Below are 19,298 nucleotides of genomic sequence, written 5' to 3' on the forward strand. Positions count from 1 at the left end.
TCAGAGGGTCTGTCAGCGGACCGCCTCCAGCACGTCCCCGCACCCCAGCGCGTCGGCGATCTCGCCAAGCGCCTCACCGGTCAGCGCGCCGTCACCGCTGAGCGCCAGCAGTTCCCTGGTGCTCATGCCGAGATCCGTGAGGATGTCGGTTTCGCCGAGCGGACCGGTCGGCACATGGTCTTCCGAGGGGCCCGCCACGGCGTCCTCGGTCTCGTCGTCCTCGCCGTCCTCGGTGCCGTCGAGGTCCACGAGTTCGTCCAGGTCCTCGGGGTCGCGGCCCAGCACTTCGTCGGTGAGCAGGATCTCCCCGTACGAACTGCGGGCGGCGGCAGCCGCGTCGGACACATAGATCCTGGGATCCTCTTCACCGTCCACACGGATGACGCCGAACCAGGCGTCCTCCTGTTCGATGAAGACCAGAACCGTTTCCTCCTCGTCGCCGGCCGCGCGGGCCAGATCGCTCAGATCGGCGAGGGTTTCCACATCGTCGAGATCGGGTTCGCTCGCTTGCCAACCGTCCTCGGTGCGCGCGAGCAGTGCGGCGAAGTACACCGTGACTCTCCCACAGGGTCTCAGGCCGTCCGGACCGGATGGGGGCCGCTTTCGACTTCCGTTGGCCCCACCCACTCGGCATCGTGGCAGAAACCGGGGCGTTGCGAAGGGTCTTCTGCACCGCGACGTGCCAGGTCTTCGTCACTTCTCTGGAAAGTCCGGCCATCGGGGGCCCGGAACGGTCACCCGTACGGTACTGATCCGTCACGCTGTGTACGCGGCGCGTACGCGGCGTATACGTGATCCGTACCCGGTCACCCGCGCGGCGCGGTCACCAACGGAAGGTGCGCATCCGCATTTGCTGACGGAGCCGGGCGACCCGGGCGCGTCGCGGCTGGACCCGCTCGCGCAGCTCCTTTGCCTCGTTCAGCTCCCGCAGGAACAGCGCGCGCTTGCGGCGCCGCTCGATGTCCGTGTCGCGGGCGGGGGAACGGCCGGGGGACCGGTCCGCGGATCGGTCAGCAGTACGGTCCGCGGATCGGTCCTCAGATCGGTCCGCAGCGTCGGCGGGGGCGCCGTCGGAGGCGCGATCCGGAGTGCGGTCGGTGCGATCCGCGTCACGGTCGATGGCTCGGTCGGTTGCTCGCTCGGCTGCTCGGTCGGGCTCCGGCATCTCGGGCACCATCCCTGGGGCTCGCTTCACCCGGAAGGCACACCGGGCGTATCTGGCCAGTTTCCCTCGTTCGCGCCGTTTACCCCACGCCAGGCGCAGAAGGTGCGCGGAGCCGGGCTGCTCATCGCACTGGCGACGCGCCCCCCACCCGGCGGATACAGTCATATTCATGCGTCTCCATGTTGTCGACCACCCGCTGGTCGCGCACAAGCTCACCACCCTGCGCGACGAGCGCACCGACTCGCCGACGTTCCGGCGGCTCGCCGACGAGCTGGTCACCCTGCTCGCCTACGAGGCCACCCGCGACGTGCGGACCGAGCAGGTCGACATCCGCACCCCGGTCGGCCCGACCACCGGGGTCAGGCTCTCCTACCCGCGCCCCCTCGTGGTGCCGATCCTGCGCGCCGGGCTCGGCATGCTCGACGGCATGGTGCGGCTGCTGCCCACCGCCGAGGTCGGCTTCCTCGGCATGGTCCGCGACGAGGAGACGCTGGAGGCGGCGACGTACGCCACCCGCATGCCGGAGGACCTGTCGGGACGGCAGGTCTACGTGGTCGACCCGATGCTGGCGACCGGCGGCACCCTGGTGGCGGCGATCGACCTGCTGATCGACCGCGGCGCCGACGACGTCACCGCGCTGTGCCTGCTGGCCGCGCCCGAGGGCGTCGAGTCGATGGAGCGCGCCCTGGCGGGCAAGCCGGTCACCGTGGTCACGGCCGCGGTCGACGAGCGGCTGAACGAGCGCGGCTACATCGTGCCCGGCCTCGGCGACGCGGGCGACCGGATGTACGGCACGGTGAGCTGACAATCGGCCCGGCCCGACCCGGCGTGTCGCGGACGCCCCGGAAGGGCTGAACGGTCCGGACAAGCGCCACCCGCGCCAAGCCACCCGCCACGGCGGCGCCCGCCACGGCGGCTCAGTGCTTCGCCGGCGCGCCCGCCTTCGTCGTGGCCCCCGTCTTGCCGGGGGCGCCCCCCGACGCGCTCGGGCTCGGCGTCACGCACACCGGCTTCGGCGGCGGCGGGTTCGCCGCCACGATCCGGGCCTTCGCCACGTCGGTCGGACCGGAAAGCGCCGTGAAGGCCGTGCCGATCATCACATCGACGGTCTTGTCGGTCCGCTTGGGGTCGATCTTCACGGTCGAGCCCGCCACCTGGGTGCCCGCCGTGCGGGCCGCCGCCTCGCCCGCGGGCCCGGCGACGATCAGCGCGGACTCGCCGACCTTCTTGTCGTACGGGTCGGGCGCGTTGCCGAATTTGTTGACCTTGAAGCCGCGCTTGGCCAGCTCGTCGGCCGTGGTCTTGGCCAGACCGCCCTTGGCGGTGGCGTTGAAGACGTTCAGCGTGACGCCCGCGGGCTGCGGCAGCGGGGCCGGTTTACCCGTGGGGGCGGTGGGGGCCACGGTGACGCAGGGGCGGTTCTGCGGTGCCGCGTTCGCCTTCGTGTCGCCGTTGTCGTCCCCGCGGAAGACATGGACGAGTTGCAGCGCCCCGTAACCGAAGAGGCCGAGCACGACGACCGAGGCGAGCACGGCGGTGACGACACGGCCGCGGCGGCGCGGGCGGCGCATCCTCGGGTACTGCTTGCCGGTGACCCGGTACTTCCCGCCCATACCGGAGGGGGTCAGCATGCTCATGAGCGCAGCGTAAGCGGATTGTCAGTCCATCTCCAGGACCCGGGCGTGGAGCACCTGGCGCTGCTGGAGCGCGGCGCGTACCGCCCGGTGGAGTCCGTCCTCGAGATAGAGGTCGCCCCGCCATTTCACGACATGGGCGAAGAGGTCGCCGTAAAAGGTGGAATCCTCGGCGAGAAGTGTCTCCAGGTCGAGCTGTCCCTTGGTGGTCACCAACTGGTCCAGCCGCACGGGACGTGGGGCGACGTCGGCCCACTCGCGCGTACTCACCCGGCCGTGGTCCGGGTACGGCCGCCCGTTTCCGATGCGCTTGAAGATCACACGGAAAGCCTACCGGCCCGGCTTGTCCGGGCGCAGCACCGCTGCCGGGGTGCGATGGTGGCAAAAGCCTCATCGTCGTATGAATCGGGAGCATGTGATGACCGATCCCCAGCCGAATAGTTCCGCCGGTGAGGCCGTCACGGGTGAGGCGGCCGTGACACCGGGGTCGACTCCCGCACCGTCCGGGCCGACTCCCGCGCCGTCCGGGTCGACTCCCGCACCGTCCGGGCCGACAGCCCCACCGTCCGGGACGACTCCCCCACCGTCCGGGCCATCAGCGGCGCCGTCCGGGCCGACACTGCCGTCCCCCGCCGCCGACATCGCCCGCGGCTACGCCTTCACCGGCCCCGCGCTGGACCTCGGCGCGCTGCTCTGGGAGGGCGAGTGCCACCCCGACGCGCCGGTCCGCATCCCGCTCGGCATGCTCAACCGGCACGGCCTGGTGGCGGGCGCCACCGGCACCGGCAAGACCAAGACGCTCCAGCTCATCGCGGAACAGCTGTCCGCGCAGGGCGTCCCGGTCTTCCTCGCGGACGTGAAAGGCGACATCTCCGGCGTGTCGGCGCCGGGCCAACCGGGTGAGAAGGTCCAGCGGCGGGCGGCGGAAGTCGGCCAGAACTGGACGGCCACCGGCTTCCCGGCCGAGTTCTACGCGCTGGGCGGCCTCGGCCCCGGCATCCCGGTACGGGCGACCGTCACCGCCTTCGGCCCCGTCCTGATGTCCAAGGTGCTCGGCCTGAACACCACGCAGGAGCAGTCGCTCGGCCTGATCTTCCACTACGCCGACACCAAGGGCCTCGAGCTGTACGACCTCAAGGACCTGCGGGCGGTCATCGCCTTCCTGACCTCCGACGCGGGCAAGCCGGAGCTGAAGGAGATCGGCGGGATCTCGTCGGCGACGGCCGGGGTGCTGATGCGGACCCTGACGGCCTTCGAGGCGCAGGGCGCCGCCGCGTTCTTCGGCGAGCCGGAATTCGACACGAGCGAGCTGCTGCGTACGGCGTCCGACGGGCGCGGGCTGGTCTCCGTGCTGGAGCTGCCCGCCGTGCAGGACAAGCCGCAGCTCTTCTCGACCTTCCTGATGTGGCTGCTCGCCGACCTCTTCCAGGACCTGCCCGAGGTCGGCGACCTCGACCGGCCGAAACTGGTCTTCTTCTTCGACGAGGCGCACCTGCTCTTCAACGGCGCCTCGAAGGCGTTCCTCGACGCGATCACCCAGACCGTACGGCTGATCCGCTCCAAGGGCGTCGGCGTCTTCTTCGTCACGCAGACGCCCAAGGACGTCCCCGGCGACGTGCTCGCCCAGCTCGGCAACCGCGTCCAGCACGCCCTGCGCGCCTTCACGCCCGACGACGCCAAGGCGCTGCGCGCCACCGTCTCCACCTTCCCCAACTCCGCTTACGACCTCGGCGAGTTGCTCACCTCGCTCGGCACCGGCGAGGCCGTCGTCACCGTCCTCAGCGAGAACGGCGCGCCGACGCCGGTGGCCGCCACCCGGCTGCGCGCCCCCGAGTCGCTGATGGGTCCCGTGGACGCGGCCGTGCTCGACTCCGCCGTCAAGTCCTCGCCGCTGTACGGGCGGTACGCCGAGGCGGTCGACCGCGAGTCCGCCTACGAGAAGCTGGCCGCCGCCGAAGCGGCTTCCGCCGCGCGGGCCGAAGCCGCCGAGAGCGCGCCCAAGACCGCGCCGGAGAGCGGCCGTTCCTCCGCCAAGGGCGCCGCCGCCGACGCCGGAATCGTCGAACAGGTCGTCCACAGCGGCGCGTTCAAGTCCCTCGCCCGCTCCATGGGTACGCAGCTCGGCCGCGAGATCAGCCGCTCGCTGTTCGGCGTCCGCAAGCGGTAGCGACGCCAGGGGACATGGCGGCGGCGACGCTCACGGGCGCAGCGGGCGGCTCCATGCCTGGCGGGGGCCGTGGGTGTCGCCGAGGTAGGTCCACTCCCAGGCGCGCAGGGCGTGGACGGCGTCGGCGTCGGGCGCGGTGAGGACGGTGACGAGGGCCGCGTCGCTGCGCAGCAGGAGCTGGTCGAGCAGACCGGTCGCGATGCCCTGCCTGCGGTAGGCGGGCACGACCATCAGCTCGGCGAGCGCGAAGACCTGTCCCGAGGCGGTGAGCTCCTCGATGTCCGTGCCGTCGGGCCCCGCGCCGTCGGTGCCCGCGACCGTGAAGTCCCGCCACCAGCCGTCGGCGCGGTCGAGGACGTAGCCGTACGCGACCCCGGTCAGCCGCCGCTCGCTGGCCACGATCATGTCGAAGCCGGGCCGCTGCGTGGCCTCGGCGAAGCGCCCCAGGAAATCCTCCCGGTCGTGGAATTCCTGGCCCGGCACACCTCGGTACGCCTCGACGTAGACATCCGCGACGGCCTCGCGCTGCTGCTCCGCCTGCCATCTGGACATGCGGCGCGTGAAGACCTCGGCCACGTGTTCCCTCCCCCATCGGCCCCGTGTCCCGGCGGTCCGGAACGGTGACCTTCCATCATCGTCCCAGACACCCCGGACGGAGTAGGGTGAACGGACCGAGGGCATTCCGTACACCGGCACTCAAGTCGGCGTCGTTCGCGGTGAGCGACGGTGCCGGACCCGTTCCAGCGGGCCCGTGGACGGATTTGTTCCATGCTCTCCTCTCAGGATTCCGCACACCCCTCGGCGGTCCGTACGGTCCCGCGGCCCCCTCCCGCGCCCCCCGCGCCGCGGCTCTCGCTGTCGCCCGGCGTCAGCGCCCTGCGGATCGGTTCGGCCGAGCTGGGTCACGGACCGGGGCCGCTGGACGGCGCCTGGTGGCCCAAGTCCCGTGACCTCTCCCTCGAACTGCCGTCCCTGGTCGGCGCGTTGGACCTGCTGTGGGGACGGATCACCCGGGTCACCGTCAACCCCCTGTACTGGCCGACCGTGCCGAAGAAGGTGCCGGTCGCCGGGCACGTGGTGCATGTCGGCTGGTTCGTCGAGGAGCAGGACCCGCACAAGCTGCTGGTGCTCTCGTACCGTACGGGCCGCTGGGATCTGCTGATCGTCCCGCCGCAGACCCCGGCGGCGACGGCGGCCCGGCTGATGGCCGCGGCGGCGGACCCGGCCAATGTCCGTACCGCGAGCGAACTGATGGCCCAGGCCGACCCCGACCGCGGCGCGGACGCCGCCTGGGAGGCCGAGGGCGGTCCCGCGGGGCTGGCCCGGCCGGAGCGGGCGGCCTGATGCCCCCGCGCGAGAACGAGTCGGGCGAGCCGCGCGCGGCCGGTGCGGGGACGGGGGCCGATCCACGCATGGCGGGTACGGCCGGGCCGCCGCGGGGCCGTACCGGGGCCGGGCGCGACGACGCGGGGCGGGACGCGGCGGCGGCCACCGGCTCCGGCTCCGGCGGCGCGGAGCGGGCGCTGCCCGCGCCCGGCTTCGCCGAGGTCAGCATCGTGGCCGCGACCCCGGAGGCGGCCCGCAGGATCGCGCAGGTGCTGCGCTTCCGCTTCGCCGCGACCGAGCAGCCGCCCCCCGGCCGCCCGGTGGTGGACGAGGACGGCGGCACCCGGCTGCGGCTGACCGTGGACACCGTCCACTTCCCCGACGCGGGCCCCTTCCAGCTCCGCCTGGTCGGCGGCGAGGAGCGCGTACGGGACGGCACCGGGACGGCCGAGGTCACCGGCGTGACCGGCGTCACCGAGGCCGCCCAGAACCCGGACGCCGCCCAGGACGCGGACGCCGCCCAGGACCCGGACGTCAGCCGAGGCACGGACGCCACCGAGGGGACCGCCGCCGCCGACGTACCGCCGCCCGTACGTCCGCCGTCGCCGCCCCGCCCGCCGCGGCCCGCCCCGAACACGCGCTTGGCACCACCCACCACCCCGGACGAACCGTCCGGAGACAGGCCGACACCATGACGATCACCACCGCGACCGAGACACCGCCGCCGCTGCCCGCCTGCGCCCTGCCGGTCTGGGACGGGCCGCCCGCCCGGCTGTCCCTGATCCACCCGGGCGGCAGCCCCGTACGGATCGACGGCGCCTGGTGGCCGCGGACCCGTGACGTGACCAAGGAACTGCCGCCGCTGCTCGCCGCGTTGAACGGCCGCTGGGGCCGGATCACCGACATCACCCTCGACGCGGCGAACTGGCTCGACGGGCCCTCCGCCCTGCTGCTCGGCGGTCACACCCTCCGTATCCACCGCTCCACCACCACCGGCCACCGCGACTCGGTGTGCCTGCTCTGCCGGGGCGTCGGCCGCTGCGACCTGCTCGTCGTCCCGCCCGAGACCCCGGAGCGCCAGGCCCGTCAGCTCCTCACCACCTCGACGGTCCCCGTACGCGGCTGACCGGGCCCGGTCCTACACCGCTCGCGCGTACCCGTCCAGCGCGTCCCGTACATGGCGGGACATCGTGGCGCTGCCCTTGTGGCCCGCGTCGTCCACGACGGTGAGGGTGGCCTGCGGCCAGGCGGCGGCGAGGTGCCAGGCGGTGTCGAGCGGCGAGCTGAGGTCGAGGCGGCCGTGGAGCAGGGTGGCGGGGATGCCCCGCAGCAGGGGCGCGTCGCGCAGGAGGGCGCCCTCTTCGAGCCAGGCGCCGTGCGAGAAGTAGCGGGCGCAGATCCGGACCATGGCGAGCCGGGCGGCGGAGGGGCGGTCGCTGTACGGGCGGGCGGAGCCGCTGGGTTCGAGGGAGAGCACCGCGTCCTCCCACGCGCACCAGTCGGCGGTGGCCCTGGCCCGTACGGCCGGATCGGGGTCCTCGGTGAGGCGCGCGTACGCGGCGACGAGCCCGCCCGCGATGCCGCCCGCCGTATCGGACGCCATGCCGGTCGCTGAGCCGGGCGCCGTACGTGACCCCGTGCCGGATGCCGTGCCGGGCGCCGTACGTGACCCCGTGCCGTCGGACGCCGGACCGGCCGCCGCGCGGAAGGCCGCCCACTGTTCGGGGAAGAAGCGGCCGACGCCCCGGTAGAGCCAGTCGATCTCCGCCCTGCGGGTGGTCGTGACGCCGTTGATGACGATCTCCGAGACCCGTTCGGGATGCCGCTGCGCGTACGCCAGGATCAGCGTCGAGCCCCAGGAGCCGCCCGTCAGCAGCCAGCGGTCGATGCCGAGGTGGACGCGCAGGCGTTCCATGTCGGCGATCAGGTGGTCGGTGGTGTTGTGGGTGAGGTCGGTCGCCGGGTCGCTCGCGTGCGGCGTACTGCGCCCGCAGCCGCGCTGGTCGAACAGCACCGCCCGGTACCGCTCCGGGTCGAAGTCCTGCCGGTGCGACGGCCTGCACCCCGAGCCGGGGCCGCCGTGCACGACGAGCGCCGGCTTGCCCTCGGGGTTGCCGCAGGTCTCCCAGTACACGAGGTTCCCGTCGCCGACATCGAGCATGCCCCGGTCGTACGGCTCGATCGGCGGGTGGCTCCGCTGCGCCTCGGTCATGGCGGTCCGTTCCTCTCGACGGGCGCGACGCCTCAACCGTCGAAGCGCCGGGCGGCTGATCTAACAGCGCTGTTATATCAGCCCGCGCCCCGCGCCCCCGACCCCGCCGAGCCTCTCCGCCCCCCGAATCCCCGGACCCCCGGACCCCGTAGGACCGGCCGCCGCGCGGCCCCTCCGCCGTCCCGATTCGCGGCTCCGCGACCCTGCGTGCACTGTGGAACAGGTGAACGCGGATGAGTCGCTGTGGCGCGCGCTGCTGGAGGGGACGGCGGCGGGTGTCGCCGTACTCGGCCCCGACCTGCGCTACCGGTACGTCAATCCGGCGCTCGCCCGGATGAACGGCGTCGAAGCGGCCGCGCACATCGGCAGGACCATCGCCGAGACGGTGCCGGGCGTGGACGTGGGCGAGGGCGTCCTGCGGATGGTGCTCGCCGACGGCACACCGCGCGAGCTGCTCTCCAGCGGCCAGACCCGGGCCGATTCGCCGCACACCACGCGCTACTGGCAGTGCACGTACCACCGGCTCCAGGGCCGGGACGGCGGGGTGGGCGGGATCGGCGCGGTGATCATCGAGGTCAGCGAGGACCACGAGGCGCAGCGCGAGCTGGAACGGGCCAAGGAGCGGCTGCTGCTGCTCGACGCGGCGGCCGTCCGGATCGGCTCCACGCTGGAGATGGACCCGACCTGCCAGGAACTGGCCGACCTGCTGGTCGAGGTGATCGCGGACACCGCCACCGTCGAGGTGCTGGACAGCGGCCCGCGCGCCCGCCGCCGCCCCCCGCCGGACGGCGCGCTGCGGCTGCGCAGGGCCGCGATGGCCGCGCGGCCCGCGCTGCGCGAGCGGGTGCGGATCTTCGGGACGCCGGGGGAGTACGTGGTCTACCAGCGCGGCTCGGCGATCCCGACCTGCCTGGAGACCGGGCGTCCCGTGGTGCAGAATCTGCCGCGCGACGAGGAGATCGCCCACTCCGCGCCGAACGCCGAGCGGGTCGCCGCCTACCGCGCCGCGGGCATCCACTCCGTGCTGGTCGTGCCGCTGAGCGCCCGCGGCGACCGGATCGGCACGGTCACGCTGATCAGGGCCGGGACCTCGCCCGGCTTCGACGACGAGGACACCGCCATCGCCCGCGCGCTGGCCGACCGGGCCGCGATCAGCCTCGACAACGCCCGCCGCTACACCCGCGAGCACGGCATCGCGGTGGAGTTGCAGCGCGCCCTGCTGGCCACGCCCGGCGCCCCGCACCCCGGGGTCGAGGTGGCCACCCGCTATCTCCCGGCGGGCGCCACGGACCTGGTCGGCGGCGACTGGTTCGACACCCTGGCGCTGCCCGGCGGCGTGACGCTGCTGGCCATGGGCGACGTGATGGGGCACGGCGTCGAGGCGGCCGTCGAGATGAGCCACTACCGCTCGATGCTGCGCGTGGTCGCGGGCGAGGGCGACGCGCCGGACCGCGTCCTGCGCCGGATGGACGCGCTGCTGGCCGCCGCGGGCGCCCAGCGGCCGGGCACCTGCCTGCTGGGCCTCGCCGACCCGGCGCGCGGCGGCTGCTTCTTCGCCAGCGCGGGCCACCTCCCGCCCGCCGTCGTCACCCCCGACGGCCGTGTCCGGCTGCTCGCCGTACCGCCGGGACCGCCGCTCGGCGCGGACCTGCGGGGCACGTACGAGACGGTGTACGTGCCGTGGCGCGCGGGGGAGACGCTGCTGCTCTACACCGACGGGCTGGTGGAACGCCGTACCGAGGACATCGACGCCTCGCTCGCCCGGCTGGCCTCGCTCGTCCTCCCGCCCGACGGTGAACCGCTGGACGCGCTCCTGGCCCGGATCGTGCACCGCCTGGCGCCCTCCGCCGCCGAGGACGACGTCGCCCTGCTGGCCGCGCGGGCGCGGCCGTAACCTGGTACGTACGCCACCCGCTGCGTGCGCCCACGTGAGGAGCGAGGTATGACCGACCGCAAACCCGCCGGTGTCTCCTTCGAGACGTGGGTGGACAAGCAGATCCGCGAGGCGGAGCAGCGCGGCGACTTCGCCGAACTGCCGGGCGCGGGAAAGCCGTTGGCCTCGCTGGACACCCCGTACGACGACTTGTGGTGGATCAAGGGCAAGATGCACCGCGAGGGCCTGTCCGCGCTGCCGCCGACGCTCGTGCTGCGCAAGGCGGCGGAGGACGCGACGGCCGCGATAGCGCGGGCGCGCTCCGAGCGGCAGGTGCGGCAGATCCTCACCAAGATCAACGACCGCATCCGCGAGGCCCTGCGCCGTCCCCCGGAGGGACCGCCCCTCAACCTCGGCCTGTTCGACGTCGAGAAGGTCGTGGCGGACTGGCACGCGGCGCGGGCCGTCGGTACGGGCACGGACGACAGCGCGGATACGGATACGGGTACGGGTACGGATACGGGTACGGCCGCCGAAAGCGATACCGATACCGATACCGATACCGATACCGATTCCGGCAGGGGCGGGCGGCGGACGGGGTTCGGACGGCTGTTCCGCAGGGACCGTTCCGCCTGATAAGGATGGGCCGTGCGCTTTGACTCCGTGCCGATGCCGCCGACCGTCGAGGTCAGGCCCCGCGACCCGCGCGGCTACCCGGTGCCCGCGATCACCCCGTGGCAGGACGACCAGCCGCAGTTCGCGCTGACCGACTACGACCGCAGCGCCAACTGCGCCCGGCAGCGGCTGTGTTCGGTGTGCGACACGCTGATGCCGCGCGGCCCGGTGTGGCGGGTGGTGGGCGGTTCCGAGAGCGCCGCGATCGGCGAGGCGCTGGCGGCCGGGCGCCCGTACCGCAATCTCGCGCCGACCCTCGAAGGGCCCGGCCACCGCGCCTGCATGCTCTACGCCTCGATGGTCTGCCCGTACCTGGCGCGGCCCAACGCGCGGCGCGGCCTGGACGCGCGGAACCCGGACGACATGACCGCTCATGTCGTCCGGGGCGCGGTGCGCGGCACGCTGGGCGCCGTCGTCGGTTTCGCCGACTACGAGTTCGCGGTCACCTCGTCACAGGTGCTGTTCCGCTTCGTCGACGTGGTGGAATTCCTGCCGCACGACACCGCCGACGCCCATCTGGACGCGCTGCGGGCCGAGTTGGCTCAGGCGCGGTAGGCCGGGAGCCCGACGTAGTCGGAGACCTTGACCGGCGCCTGCGAGCCGTCCACGGGCAGCCGCACGATGCCGTTGGGCGTACGGGCCACGACCGTCCTGCCGTTCGGCTCGAAGGCGGGCTCGGTGTAGTCGGTGGTCGCCCGCGGGGTCAGGTCCTTGTACACGGGCGCGCCGTCGTGGGGCGTCTCCAGGAACAGGTGGTCGTGGCCCCCGACGGACCGGACGAAGACGATGCCGTCGTCCTCGGTCGGCCCGATGGCGGGCTCGGACCCCGGGGTGAGCGCGTAGCCCTGCTGCCGCAGGTAGTCGTCGCGGATGTAGACGTTGCCGTCGCCGGTGTTGGCGTAGACGGCGGTGCCGTACTTCCCCGCCGAGCTGGGCCATACGTTGCCGGTCTGGGGCAGCGGCTTCACGTTCTCGTCCGACTCGTGGTTCAGGCTCAGCACCTTGGGCGTGCCGCCGTGCGCGGTGGCCGGGACGCCGTACAGCCGGGCGGTGCCGCCCCGGCGGCCGGCGAAGAGGATGTTGTCGAGGGCGGGAAGGCCGTTCTGCGGGTCCTTCGCGCGCACCTGCCAGGTCGGGTGCGACCAGTTCTGGTCGCCCGGGTTCCTGGCGACGATCACGCGTCCGCTGCCGTCGGGGTCGCTGACCGCGAGGTCGCCGTCGCCGTCGATGAAGGCGGCCTTCGCGCCGTTCGGCGACCAGGCCAGGTCGCGGACCTCGGTGCCGAAGTCCACCCGGGTGCCGTTCATGACGACGTAGCGGGTGCCGTCGCTGATGGTCAGACCGGAGTGCGCGGTGCCGTTGAGCTTGGTGCTGCTGCCCACCGGGCTGGCCCCCGAGCCGTTGGCGCCGTCGTCCCCCGCGTTCCCCCCGCTGCCGCCGCTGCCGCCCTTCCCGCTGGGGGTGGGCTGACCGCTCGCGCCGCTCGTCGCCGAGGGCGCCGGGTCGGAGGCGGTGCCGTCCGCGGGGCCGCAGGCCGACAGGAGCAGGGCGGCACCCGCCGTGATCCCGGCGGTGAGCGCGATGGCGGCGGCGGTGCTGCGACGGCCACGGGCACGAACGGACATATCGGGTTCCCCCCAGGAACGGATGCGGTGCGGCGTTCTCCGGCCGCTCGCGGCGGTGTCCCGCTGTTCCGGCCGGCTCCGGCTGCTCGTGCCGGTGACACAAAGAGTGCTCCCGCAACGTCCGTCTCCTGTGCTGCCGTTGTCACGCCAGTGCAACAGCGGGGGCGCGCGCGGCGGGAGGGCCCGCGGTCCCGCGCCGACCAGGACCGGTACGGTCCGCGTGCCCTGCGGGCGGTTCGCGCGTTGTATCGATCATGAACGTAAGCCGAATCCTCACCACTGCCGCCGCCGGTTCCTTCCTGATCGCGGCGGGCGCCCCCGCCGCCATGGCCGCCGAGCAGTCCGCCGACCTGGGCTCCACCCTGAGCAGCACCGCGATCACCGCGAGCGCCGCGGGCGAGCAGGCCAAGGGCGCCACCGCCAGCGTGCTCGGCGACTACAAGGTCGACCAGAAGGTCCAGGACGTGAAGAACGTCGCCCAGGCGGGCACCGACGCGGTCACCGCCGCCAACGACCTGGTCCACTGACCCGAGCCGGACGCCGTACGCACGGGACGCGTGCGGGCGCGTAGGCACAGACCCACCACACGCAGGGGCGCCCCGCGGGACTTCTCCGGTCCGGCGGGGCGCCCCTGCGCGCGGGTTTCGGGCTCTAACCCTTGAGGGTGCCCACCGGCACCAGGCAGTGCGCGGCGGTGCCCAGGACGTCGGTGTCCCCGGCGAAGCCCTGGAGGGTCTCCTCGGTCACCGGGGTGCCCGGCTTGGCCTCGGGCCACGGGCGGGTGGCGAGGATGAAGTACACCGCGCCCCGGTCCTGCGCCGCGGCCACCCACTGCTCGGGCACCGGGCACGCGGCGTGCAGGTACGGCATCGTCAGCACGGCCTTGCCGCCCTCGACCAGCACCTTCACCGGGACGTTCGGCGCCTGCTTGACGTCGAGGATCGCGCCGCCGACCGGCAGCCCGACCTCCTCCGCGACGGCCAGCGCCGCCTCCTGCCCCGACTCCGGGCCGTCCGGCCCGTCACCGAGCGAATAGGCCATCAGGAACGGCATGTCGCGGCCGTCCTCATGGTGTTCACCGGCCCACGGAATCACCACGAGGGTGCCGAGTCGGCGCTGGAGGGCGGAATTCAGGGCGGTATTGGTCTGGCTCATGCGCCGGACCCTAACCGCCGGGAGAGCCCGGCCGGGGCGGATATCACCTCCGCGGGCGACCCGAGGCTCCCGGATTCCTCCGTTAGGGGAGAAGTCGGCCGCGCGTACGCACCCTAACGGCCCATCAGGGTGATGTGGATCGGCAGCGGTTGAAAACAGGAAATCCGCAGTTCACACAGTTCGCGCCGCCACCCTCGTGGGCGGCGGCCATTCTCAGCAGTTGCGGTAATACCGTCTGCTTTTCACGGTGGTGGCGTAGCTGTTCACCACCGAAGGGAACTGTTTTCCATGCGTACCCACCGGATCACCGGCGTGGTCGTCGCCTCCGCGCTCGTCGCCACCATCGCCGGCGGCGCGCTCACGACGACCGCCGCTGCCGCCACTCCCGCAGACACCAAGCCCGCGGGCACCGTGACGGCACCGGCCGCGCCGGACGCGACCGCGCTGCTCGCGCAGGCCAAGTCACTGGGAGACGTGGCAGGCGTGCTCACCCCGGTCACGAAACTGGTCCAGGACGTGCTCGCCAAGCCCGGCACCGTCAAGCCCGAGACCATCACCGCCGACGCCGCCGGGGCCAAGTCGGCGATCGACGCGGCGAAGGCCGCCGCGCCGGCCGCCCCCGCCGCTCCCGCCGCCCCTGCGGCTCCCGCTGCCCCGGCGGCTCCCGCGGCTCCTGCCGCCCCGGCTCTTCCCGCCGCTCCCGCCGCCCCCGCGGTGCCGAGCCTCGGCAGCCCCTCGGGCAAGGTCGCCACGCAGCCGTCGGCCAAGCCGTCCGCCACGCGGGACCTGAAGGCCGACGCCCTCACCGCGCTCCAGACGGCCGTCGACAACCTGGTCAAGGCGTCCACGGCCGGTGACCCGGCGGGGCTGCTGACCGCCGCCACGGCCGTCGTCACCGGCCTGGTCAACGTCGTCGTCGCCACCGTCCTCGGCGGTGGCCTGCCGGCGCCGAACCTGCCCGGTCTGCCCGCCCTCCCGTCGCTGCCCGGCGGCCTCCCTTCGGCCCCCGGCCTGCCGCTCTGACCGAGCGCCGGGCGTAGCCGGAGCCGTGGTTCACAGGGTTCCCGAGCGGCGCCACGAGCCGTGCTCCGGCCGGATGTGACACCCGAAGGGGTGAGCGCGAACAGCGCTCACCCCTTCGGCCTATTTTGATACGCCGTCACCGATTCAGCCCAACATGCGTGACTATTCGTGATCTCCCCCCGTTGCGCACAGCGTCAACGCCGCAGGTATTTGCGGTTGGGTTTCGTCTCAGGGAGATCTTGATGTCGCGTATCGCAAAGGCGGCGGCCGTCACCGCCGCGGCGGGTGCCGTTCTGGCCGCCGGCGCCGGTATGGCTGTTGCCGACTCCGGCGCGCAGGGTGCCGCTGTCGGTTCGCCGGGTGTGCTGTCCGGCAACCTCATCCAGGTGCCCGTGCACGTCCCGGTCAACGTCTGCGGTAACACCGTCGACGTCATCGGCCTGCTGAACCCGGCGTTCGGCAACCAGTGCGCCAACGTCTCCGGGCACGACGGCGGCGAGTGGTAATTCCGCGCCACCGCGGCCTCCCGTCACCTTGTGTGCGGGAGGCCGTTTTCTTTTCCCTCGGCGCGTCACCCTCGGCGCGTTTCCCTCCGCCTGTCACCCGCGGCCCGTCACCCGCGGCGCGAGCGCGTCAGCTCTCCTCGTAGCGGTAGAACGAGCGGTGGTCGAAGTAGTCCGACGGCTTCTCGTTCCACGGCGGCATCAGCTCGTTGCTGCTGATCACGCGGCCGTGCTCGGGGTCCTTGGCCGACAGCGGCATGGACGGCAGGTACGCCGACTTCGGGTGCAGCCGCTGCCAGCGGATCCACACCAGGTCGAGGAAGGCGTGGTGCATCCAGAACACCGGGTCGTTCGGCGAGGTGCCGCCGATCATGTGGCCGCCGACCCACTGGTGGACCCGGTTGTGCAGGTAGCCGCCCTTGGTGTCGCTGACCGTCCAGCCCTCGATCTTGTTCCTGAAGCCCTTGGTGGACGGGGCGGAGTTCCACGGCGCGACGTCGTAGACCGGCATCGCGAGCGCGTTGTCCAGCTCCGCCTTCGTCGGCAGCACGATCGGCCGGTCGGGCCGCCCCATGTTGCGGGTCAGGTACTTCTCCTGCGTGACCCCGTAATTGATCGGCCAGTCGCCGGTCTGGTACGCGAACGGGCCCGTCATCACCTGGCCGTCGCTGTCGCGGCCGTTGCCGCCCATGAAGTCCGGGCCCCACAGAGAAGAGCTCTGCGCGTTGTCGTACGTCCAGTCCCAGTACGGGATGGTGACGCCCGGGTCGAACATCTGGAGATCGGCCTCGAACTGGAGCAGGAACCGGCGGTGCCAGGGGAAGAAGGTCGGCGCCATGTGGGCGACCCGCAGCCCGCTCTCGCCGTCGGCGGCGAAGTACTTGCCGTGCGTGATGACGTACTTGTCGTAGCCGCCCACGCGCTTGAGCTCCAGCACGGCCTCGACGAACCGGGAGCGTTGGCTGCTGGTCAGATGCCGCTGATTCATTCGCGTGTACACAGGAACTGACCCCTCGGCGGTCGTACGGCGCTCAGCCGTCAGTGGTGGCGCGTGGTGCCGCGCTCAGTGGTGGCGCTCAGTGCGGGCGCCCGTGGACGGCGCTCAGTGGTGGTGCTCCGCGGTCGTGGACAGCTGGGCGCGGCCGAGCACGTCGACCGCGCCGCGGGCCGTGCCGAGGGCGGTGGGGAAGGGCTGGTAGTGGTTGGCCATGCTGATGAAGCTGCCGTCCACGCGCCGCATCACGTGCAGCGGGCGCCCGTCGATCCGGATGTCGACGCCGCTGTCCCGCGCGGAGCTGAACCCCTGGATGCGGCGTCCGCGGTAGACCTCGTCGAAGAGGGCGGCCCCCGCGCCCGGCACGGGAGCGGGCTCGTACCCGGCGGCGGCGCTGTCGTACCCGGCGGCGGGCTCGGCGACCGCGGTGTCCGACTGCCTCGCGGCCAGCATCGGACGCAGCGCCGCGGTGGTCCCCGATACGGCGGCCACGGTCGTGATGCCGCGCCTGATCAACCGCCGTCGCGTCGCCACCCGGGGTCGTGAGTGTTTTCCGCTGCCGTTCTCGATGGCTTCGCTCATGTCCGACACACTCCTCTCCTCCGGCCGTTTCCGCGGCTCATCATGCCGCCGTAGGGGTGAGTCACCCGGATAATCGGTGGGCGATGCAAGGAATTTCATCCGCCCGAGTGATATCGCGATCGGCCCGGTGCCGGTATTGACGGACCGCCAGGTTGTTTGAGGCCGGGTAGGAACTGTCGTGGGAACCGCTTTTGGTCTACGTCAGGGGGCGCGCTTATTACTCATACGTTATGACTGATCGTTAGGAGTCCGATTTCCGTGCGGTCGCACGGCGGTCACCGCACGACGCACCACGCACAGCGGACAGCGAACGAGGAGTGACCATGGCCAACCGACGCCAGTGGCTGACGGGTGCGGGCGTCGGGTTCGTGTCGGCCGCCTTGATCGTGTCAGGACTGTCCGGCATCGCGGGTGACCCGCCGGGCGCGGGCCGCCGCCTGGTCACCGCGCTCGCCGGTGCCGTCGGCGCGGAGGGCGCCACGGGACCGGGCGGCCCGGACGGCGTCAACGGGTCGAGCGGCGCCAGCGGATCGAACGGCCCTGAGGGCCCTGACGGCCCTGACGGCTCGAACGGTCCCGCCGGTGCTTCCGGGTCCACGCCCACGCCCCCGCCGCGCGCCTCGTACGCCCCCATGGGCGCCTTCACCGACTCCGGCGCCGAGGGCGTAGCACGGATCGGCGCCCTGGAATCCTGGCTCGGCGGTACGGAGGCGACGGTCGGCCATACGTATCTGCCCGGTGACGACTGGTCCGGCATCGAGGGCAGCGGCGGGCTGCTCCAGCCGTGGGCCGCCTGGAAACGCGCGAAGCCCGACCGGCTCTTCGTCCTCAACGTGCCGATGCAGGAGCACAACGAGGACCGCGTCCCCGACCGCGACGTACGCGAACTGATCCAGGAGGGCGCGCGCGGCGACTTCGACGGCCACTTCACCCGGCTCGCCCACCGGCTGGTCGACCTCGGCGTGCCCGACACCGTGATCGTCCTCGGCTGGGAGATGAACGGCACCACGTACACCCACCGCTGCGGGCCCGACCCGTCCGGCTGGAAGACGTACTGGAACCGGATCGTCAAGGCCATGCGCGCCGTCCCCGGCCAGCGCTTCCGCTTCGACTTCACGCCCAACCGCGGCCAGGACGCCATCGGCTGGACCGAGTGCTACCCCGGTGACGCGACCGTCGACATCGTCGGCATGGACTCCTACGACCAGCCGCCCGGCGAGACCTTCTACGACCAGGTCAACGAGGCGTACGGGCTCCAGGCGCAGGTCGACTTCGCCGACCTGCACGGCAAGGAGATCTCGTACCCGGAGTGGGGCCTGTTCAGGAACGGCGACAACCCCGACTACATGCGGCAGATGCTCCAGTGGATCAACGACCACCAGCCGGTGTACCAGACCATCACCGACTACTGCCCGCACGGCGTGTGGCAGTGCACGGAGAACCCGAAGTCCTCGAAGGTGTATCGCAACGCGCTGTTCGACCTGAAGCCGGCGCCTGCTCCTTCAGAGACGCCGACGCCTACGGATACGCCCACGCCTTCGGAGACTCCGACGCCTACGGAGACCCCGACGCCGACCGGCACTCCGACTCCCACGGACACGCCGACCGTCACGCCGACCGTCACGCCGACGCCCACGGATACGCCTACGGTGACGCCGACGCCCACGGATACGCCTTCGGGCACGCCCACGGATACGCCGACCCTCTCGGTCAGCCCGTCCGCGACGCCGACCGAGACCCCGACGCCTACGGACACGCCCACGGTGACGCCGACGCCGAGCGGCACGCTCACCCCGGAGCCGTCGCTGTCGCCGAGCCCGACTCCGACCGCGCCGACGACGCCCTCGGTGTCGCCGTCCCCTGACCTGTCGCCGAGCCCGGCGGTCAGCCCGAGCGCGAGCCCGACGCCCAGCGTGCTGCCGCCCGTGACACCGACCCCGGCGCTCACACCCGTGGCCGTACCGACTCCGCTTCCGGCCGTCACACCGGGCCCGACGCCGGTGCCGCAGGCCGGGCCCTCGCCGCTGCCGCCCGTGGTGGAGGCGTGCCTGCCGCTCCAGCTCAGCGAGGAGATGCAGAAGCAGTACGCCAGCGGTCAGGTCTGCATCAAGCTGCAACCGAAGGCGCCGGGGGAGCAGACGGCGACGCCGACGCCGAGCGCGTCGACACTCGGTTCGCCGACGCCTGGTTCGCCGACGCCGACCGCGCCGACGTCCGAGTCGCCGACGCCTGAGGCGCCGACTCCGGCCGTGCCGACGACACCGACACCCACGTTGCCGCCGACGGCCACGTCCGCCGTGAAGCCGGAGTCGGTGCAGGAGGCCGCGCCCGCGACGAGCCCGACGCCGCCGGCCGGGTAGCCGC

The 19,298-nt window shown here is 72.7% G+C and carries 21 protein-coding genes and 1 pseudogene; 12 read left to right on the forward strand and 10 right to left on the reverse strand.

The genetic code is table 11. From position 1 onward, the window contains the following. Positions 1-12 precede the first annotated feature (12 nt). Together ACIQCJ_RS01325 and ACIQCJ_RS01330 are read right to left on the reverse strand one after the other, a co-directional pair. Positions 13-552: a hypothetical protein gene (locus tag ACIQCJ_RS01325; RefSeq protein ID WP_355336524.1), complete on the reverse strand. Its 540-nt coding sequence runs from the start codon at positions 550-552 to the stop codon at positions 13-15. Positions 553-823: 271 nt separating this feature from the next. Next, a complete protein-coding gene (locus tag ACIQCJ_RS01330; protein WP_402710837.1) occupies positions 824-1,120 on the reverse strand; it encodes a hypothetical protein in 297 nt (98 codons plus the stop codon). A gap of 214 nt (positions 1,121-1,334) precedes the next feature. Here ACIQCJ_RS01330 and upp point away from each other — a divergent pair, with 214 nt between their 5' ends. Beyond that, complete coding sequence (gene upp, locus ACIQCJ_RS01335; protein ID WP_355336522.1) at positions 1,335-1,970, forward strand: uracil phosphoribosyltransferase; 636 nt, start codon at positions 1,335-1,337, stop codon at positions 1,968-1,970. A 112-nt stretch (positions 1,971-2,082) separates the two neighbouring features. Here the strand turns inward: upp and ACIQCJ_RS01340 are convergent, their stop codons facing one another. Beyond that, a complete protein-coding gene (locus ACIQCJ_RS01340; protein ID WP_391042312.1) occupies positions 2,083-2,802 on the reverse strand; it encodes a LytR C-terminal domain-containing protein in 720 nt (239 codons plus the stop codon). 21 nt (positions 2,803-2,823) lie between these two features. Beyond that, positions 2,824-3,120 carry a type II toxin-antitoxin system VapB family antitoxin gene (locus ACIQCJ_RS01345; protein ID WP_188284476.1) on the reverse strand — a complete coding sequence of 99 codons (297 nt, stop codon included), beginning with the start codon at positions 3,118-3,120 and terminating at the stop codon, positions 2,824-2,826. 298 nt (positions 3,121-3,418) lie between these two features. Between ACIQCJ_RS01345 and ACIQCJ_RS01350 the strand changes: the two genes are divergently transcribed. Continuing rightward, positions 3,419-4,966 (forward strand): helicase HerA-like domain-containing protein, encoded by a 1,548-nt coding sequence (locus ACIQCJ_RS01350; RefSeq protein ID WP_402710838.1) that lies wholly within the window; start codon positions 3,419-3,421, stop codon positions 4,964-4,966. 30 nt (positions 4,967-4,996) lie between these two features. On the opposite strand, the gene ACIQCJ_RS01355 is transcribed toward ACIQCJ_RS01350, so the two are convergent. Beyond that, positions 4,997-5,518 (reverse strand): GNAT family N-acetyltransferase, encoded by a 522-nt coding sequence (locus tag ACIQCJ_RS01355; RefSeq protein ID WP_355336519.1) that lies wholly within the window; start codon positions 5,516-5,518, stop codon positions 4,997-4,999. Between the two features lie 216 nt (positions 5,519-5,734). Here ACIQCJ_RS01355 and ACIQCJ_RS01360 point away from each other — a divergent pair, with 216 nt between their 5' ends. From ACIQCJ_RS01360 to ACIQCJ_RS01370, 3 genes are read left to right on the forward strand one after another with little or no spacing between them, the layout of a single operon-like run. Continuing rightward, positions 5,735-6,310: a DUF5994 family protein gene (locus tag ACIQCJ_RS01360; protein ID WP_355336518.1), complete on the forward strand. Its 576-nt coding sequence runs from the start codon at positions 5,735-5,737 to the stop codon at positions 6,308-6,310. Continuing rightward, entirely contained in the window at positions 6,310-6,987 is a 678-nt protein-coding gene (locus ACIQCJ_RS01365) for a hypothetical protein (RefSeq protein WP_402710340.1), read from the forward strand. The genes ACIQCJ_RS01360 and ACIQCJ_RS01365 overlap by 1 nt, the downstream gene beginning before the upstream one ends. Beyond that, positions 6,984-7,418, forward strand: coding sequence for a DUF5994 family protein (locus ACIQCJ_RS01370; RefSeq protein WP_355336516.1), 435 nt, complete (start codon positions 6,984-6,986; stop codon positions 7,416-7,418). Before ACIQCJ_RS01365 ends, ACIQCJ_RS01370 begins: the two co-directional genes overlap by 4 nt. A 12-nt stretch (positions 7,419-7,430) precedes the next feature. Here the strand turns inward: ACIQCJ_RS01370 and ACIQCJ_RS01375 are convergent, their stop codons facing one another. Further along, complete coding sequence (locus ACIQCJ_RS01375) at positions 7,431-8,504, reverse strand: alpha/beta fold hydrolase (protein ID WP_402710341.1); 1,074 nt, start codon at positions 8,502-8,504, stop codon at positions 7,431-7,433. A gap of 223 nt (positions 8,505-8,727) precedes the next feature. Here ACIQCJ_RS01375 and ACIQCJ_RS01380 point away from each other — a divergent pair, with 223 nt between their 5' ends. From ACIQCJ_RS01380 to ACIQCJ_RS01390, 3 genes and pseudogenes are all read left to right on the forward strand, one after another. After that, the gene (locus ACIQCJ_RS01380) at positions 8,728-10,398 is read left to right on the forward strand and encodes a SpoIIE family protein phosphatase (RefSeq protein ID WP_355336514.1); all 1,671 of its coding nucleotides are present in this window, start codon (positions 8,728-8,730) and stop codon (positions 10,396-10,398) included. 48 nt (positions 10,399-10,446) lie between these two features. Beyond that, positions 10,447-10,839: pseudogene (locus ACIQCJ_RS01385) on the forward strand (DUF1992 domain-containing protein); the annotation flags it as partial. Positions 10,840-11,025: 186 nt separating this feature from the next. Next, positions 11,026-11,607, forward strand: a complete 582-nt coding sequence (locus ACIQCJ_RS01390; protein WP_391126729.1) for a hypothetical protein — start codon at positions 11,026-11,028, stop codon at positions 11,605-11,607. On the opposite strand, the gene ACIQCJ_RS01395 is transcribed toward ACIQCJ_RS01390, so the two are convergent. Further along, positions 11,595-12,677 carry a hypothetical protein gene (locus ACIQCJ_RS01395; protein ID WP_402710342.1) on the reverse strand — a complete coding sequence of 361 codons (1,083 nt, stop codon included), beginning with the start codon at positions 12,675-12,677 and terminating at the stop codon, positions 11,595-11,597. The genes ACIQCJ_RS01390 and ACIQCJ_RS01395 overlap by 13 nt on opposite strands. 254 nt (positions 12,678-12,931) lie before the next feature. Here ACIQCJ_RS01395 and ACIQCJ_RS01400 point away from each other — a divergent pair, with 254 nt between their 5' ends. Then, complete coding sequence (locus ACIQCJ_RS01400) at positions 12,932-13,204, forward strand: hypothetical protein (protein WP_188284469.1); 273 nt, start codon at positions 12,932-12,934, stop codon at positions 13,202-13,204. 124 nt (positions 13,205-13,328) lie between these two features. Here the strand turns inward: ACIQCJ_RS01400 and ACIQCJ_RS01405 are convergent, their stop codons facing one another. Further along, on the reverse strand, positions 13,329-13,832 hold the full coding sequence (locus tag ACIQCJ_RS01405) for a DUF5949 family protein (RefSeq protein ID WP_355336511.1): 504 nt from the start codon (positions 13,830-13,832) through the stop codon (positions 13,329-13,331). 288 nt (positions 13,833-14,120) lie between these two features. Between ACIQCJ_RS01405 and ACIQCJ_RS01410 the strand changes: the two genes are divergently transcribed. Both ACIQCJ_RS01410 and ACIQCJ_RS01415 read left to right on the forward strand, forming a co-directional pair. Further along, positions 14,121-14,855: a hypothetical protein gene (locus ACIQCJ_RS01410; protein ID WP_402710343.1), complete on the forward strand. Its 735-nt coding sequence runs from the start codon at positions 14,121-14,123 to the stop codon at positions 14,853-14,855. A gap of 242 nt (positions 14,856-15,097) precedes the next feature. After that, positions 15,098-15,361: a chaplin gene (locus tag ACIQCJ_RS01415; protein ID WP_188284466.1), complete on the forward strand. Its 264-nt coding sequence runs from the start codon at positions 15,098-15,100 to the stop codon at positions 15,359-15,361. Positions 15,362-15,488: 127 nt separating this feature from the next. Here ACIQCJ_RS01415 and ACIQCJ_RS01420 read toward each other — a convergent pair whose 3' ends face one another. Both ACIQCJ_RS01420 and ACIQCJ_RS01425 read right to left on the reverse strand, forming a co-directional pair. Further along, on the reverse strand, positions 15,489-16,358 hold the full coding sequence (locus ACIQCJ_RS01420) for a tyrosinase family protein (protein ID WP_355336509.1): 870 nt from the start codon (positions 16,356-16,358) through the stop codon (positions 15,489-15,491). Between the two features lie 102 nt (positions 16,359-16,460). Continuing rightward, positions 16,461-16,934 carry a tyrosinase family oxidase copper chaperone gene (locus ACIQCJ_RS01425; protein ID WP_355336508.1) on the reverse strand — a complete coding sequence of 158 codons (474 nt, stop codon included), beginning with the start codon at positions 16,932-16,934 and terminating at the stop codon, positions 16,461-16,463. Positions 16,935-17,257: 323 nt separating this feature from the next. Here ACIQCJ_RS01425 and ACIQCJ_RS01430 point away from each other — a divergent pair, with 323 nt between their 5' ends. After that, positions 17,258-19,294, forward strand: a complete 2,037-nt coding sequence (locus ACIQCJ_RS01430; protein WP_402710344.1) for a glycosyl hydrolase — start codon at positions 17,258-17,260, stop codon at positions 19,292-19,294. Positions 19,295-19,298: the final 4 nt, after the last annotated feature.

It is taken from the genome of Streptomyces sp. NPDC093221, assembly GCF_044753885.1.
Classification (GTDB): Bacteria; Actinomycetota; Actinomycetes; order Streptomycetales; family Streptomycetaceae; genus Actinacidiphila.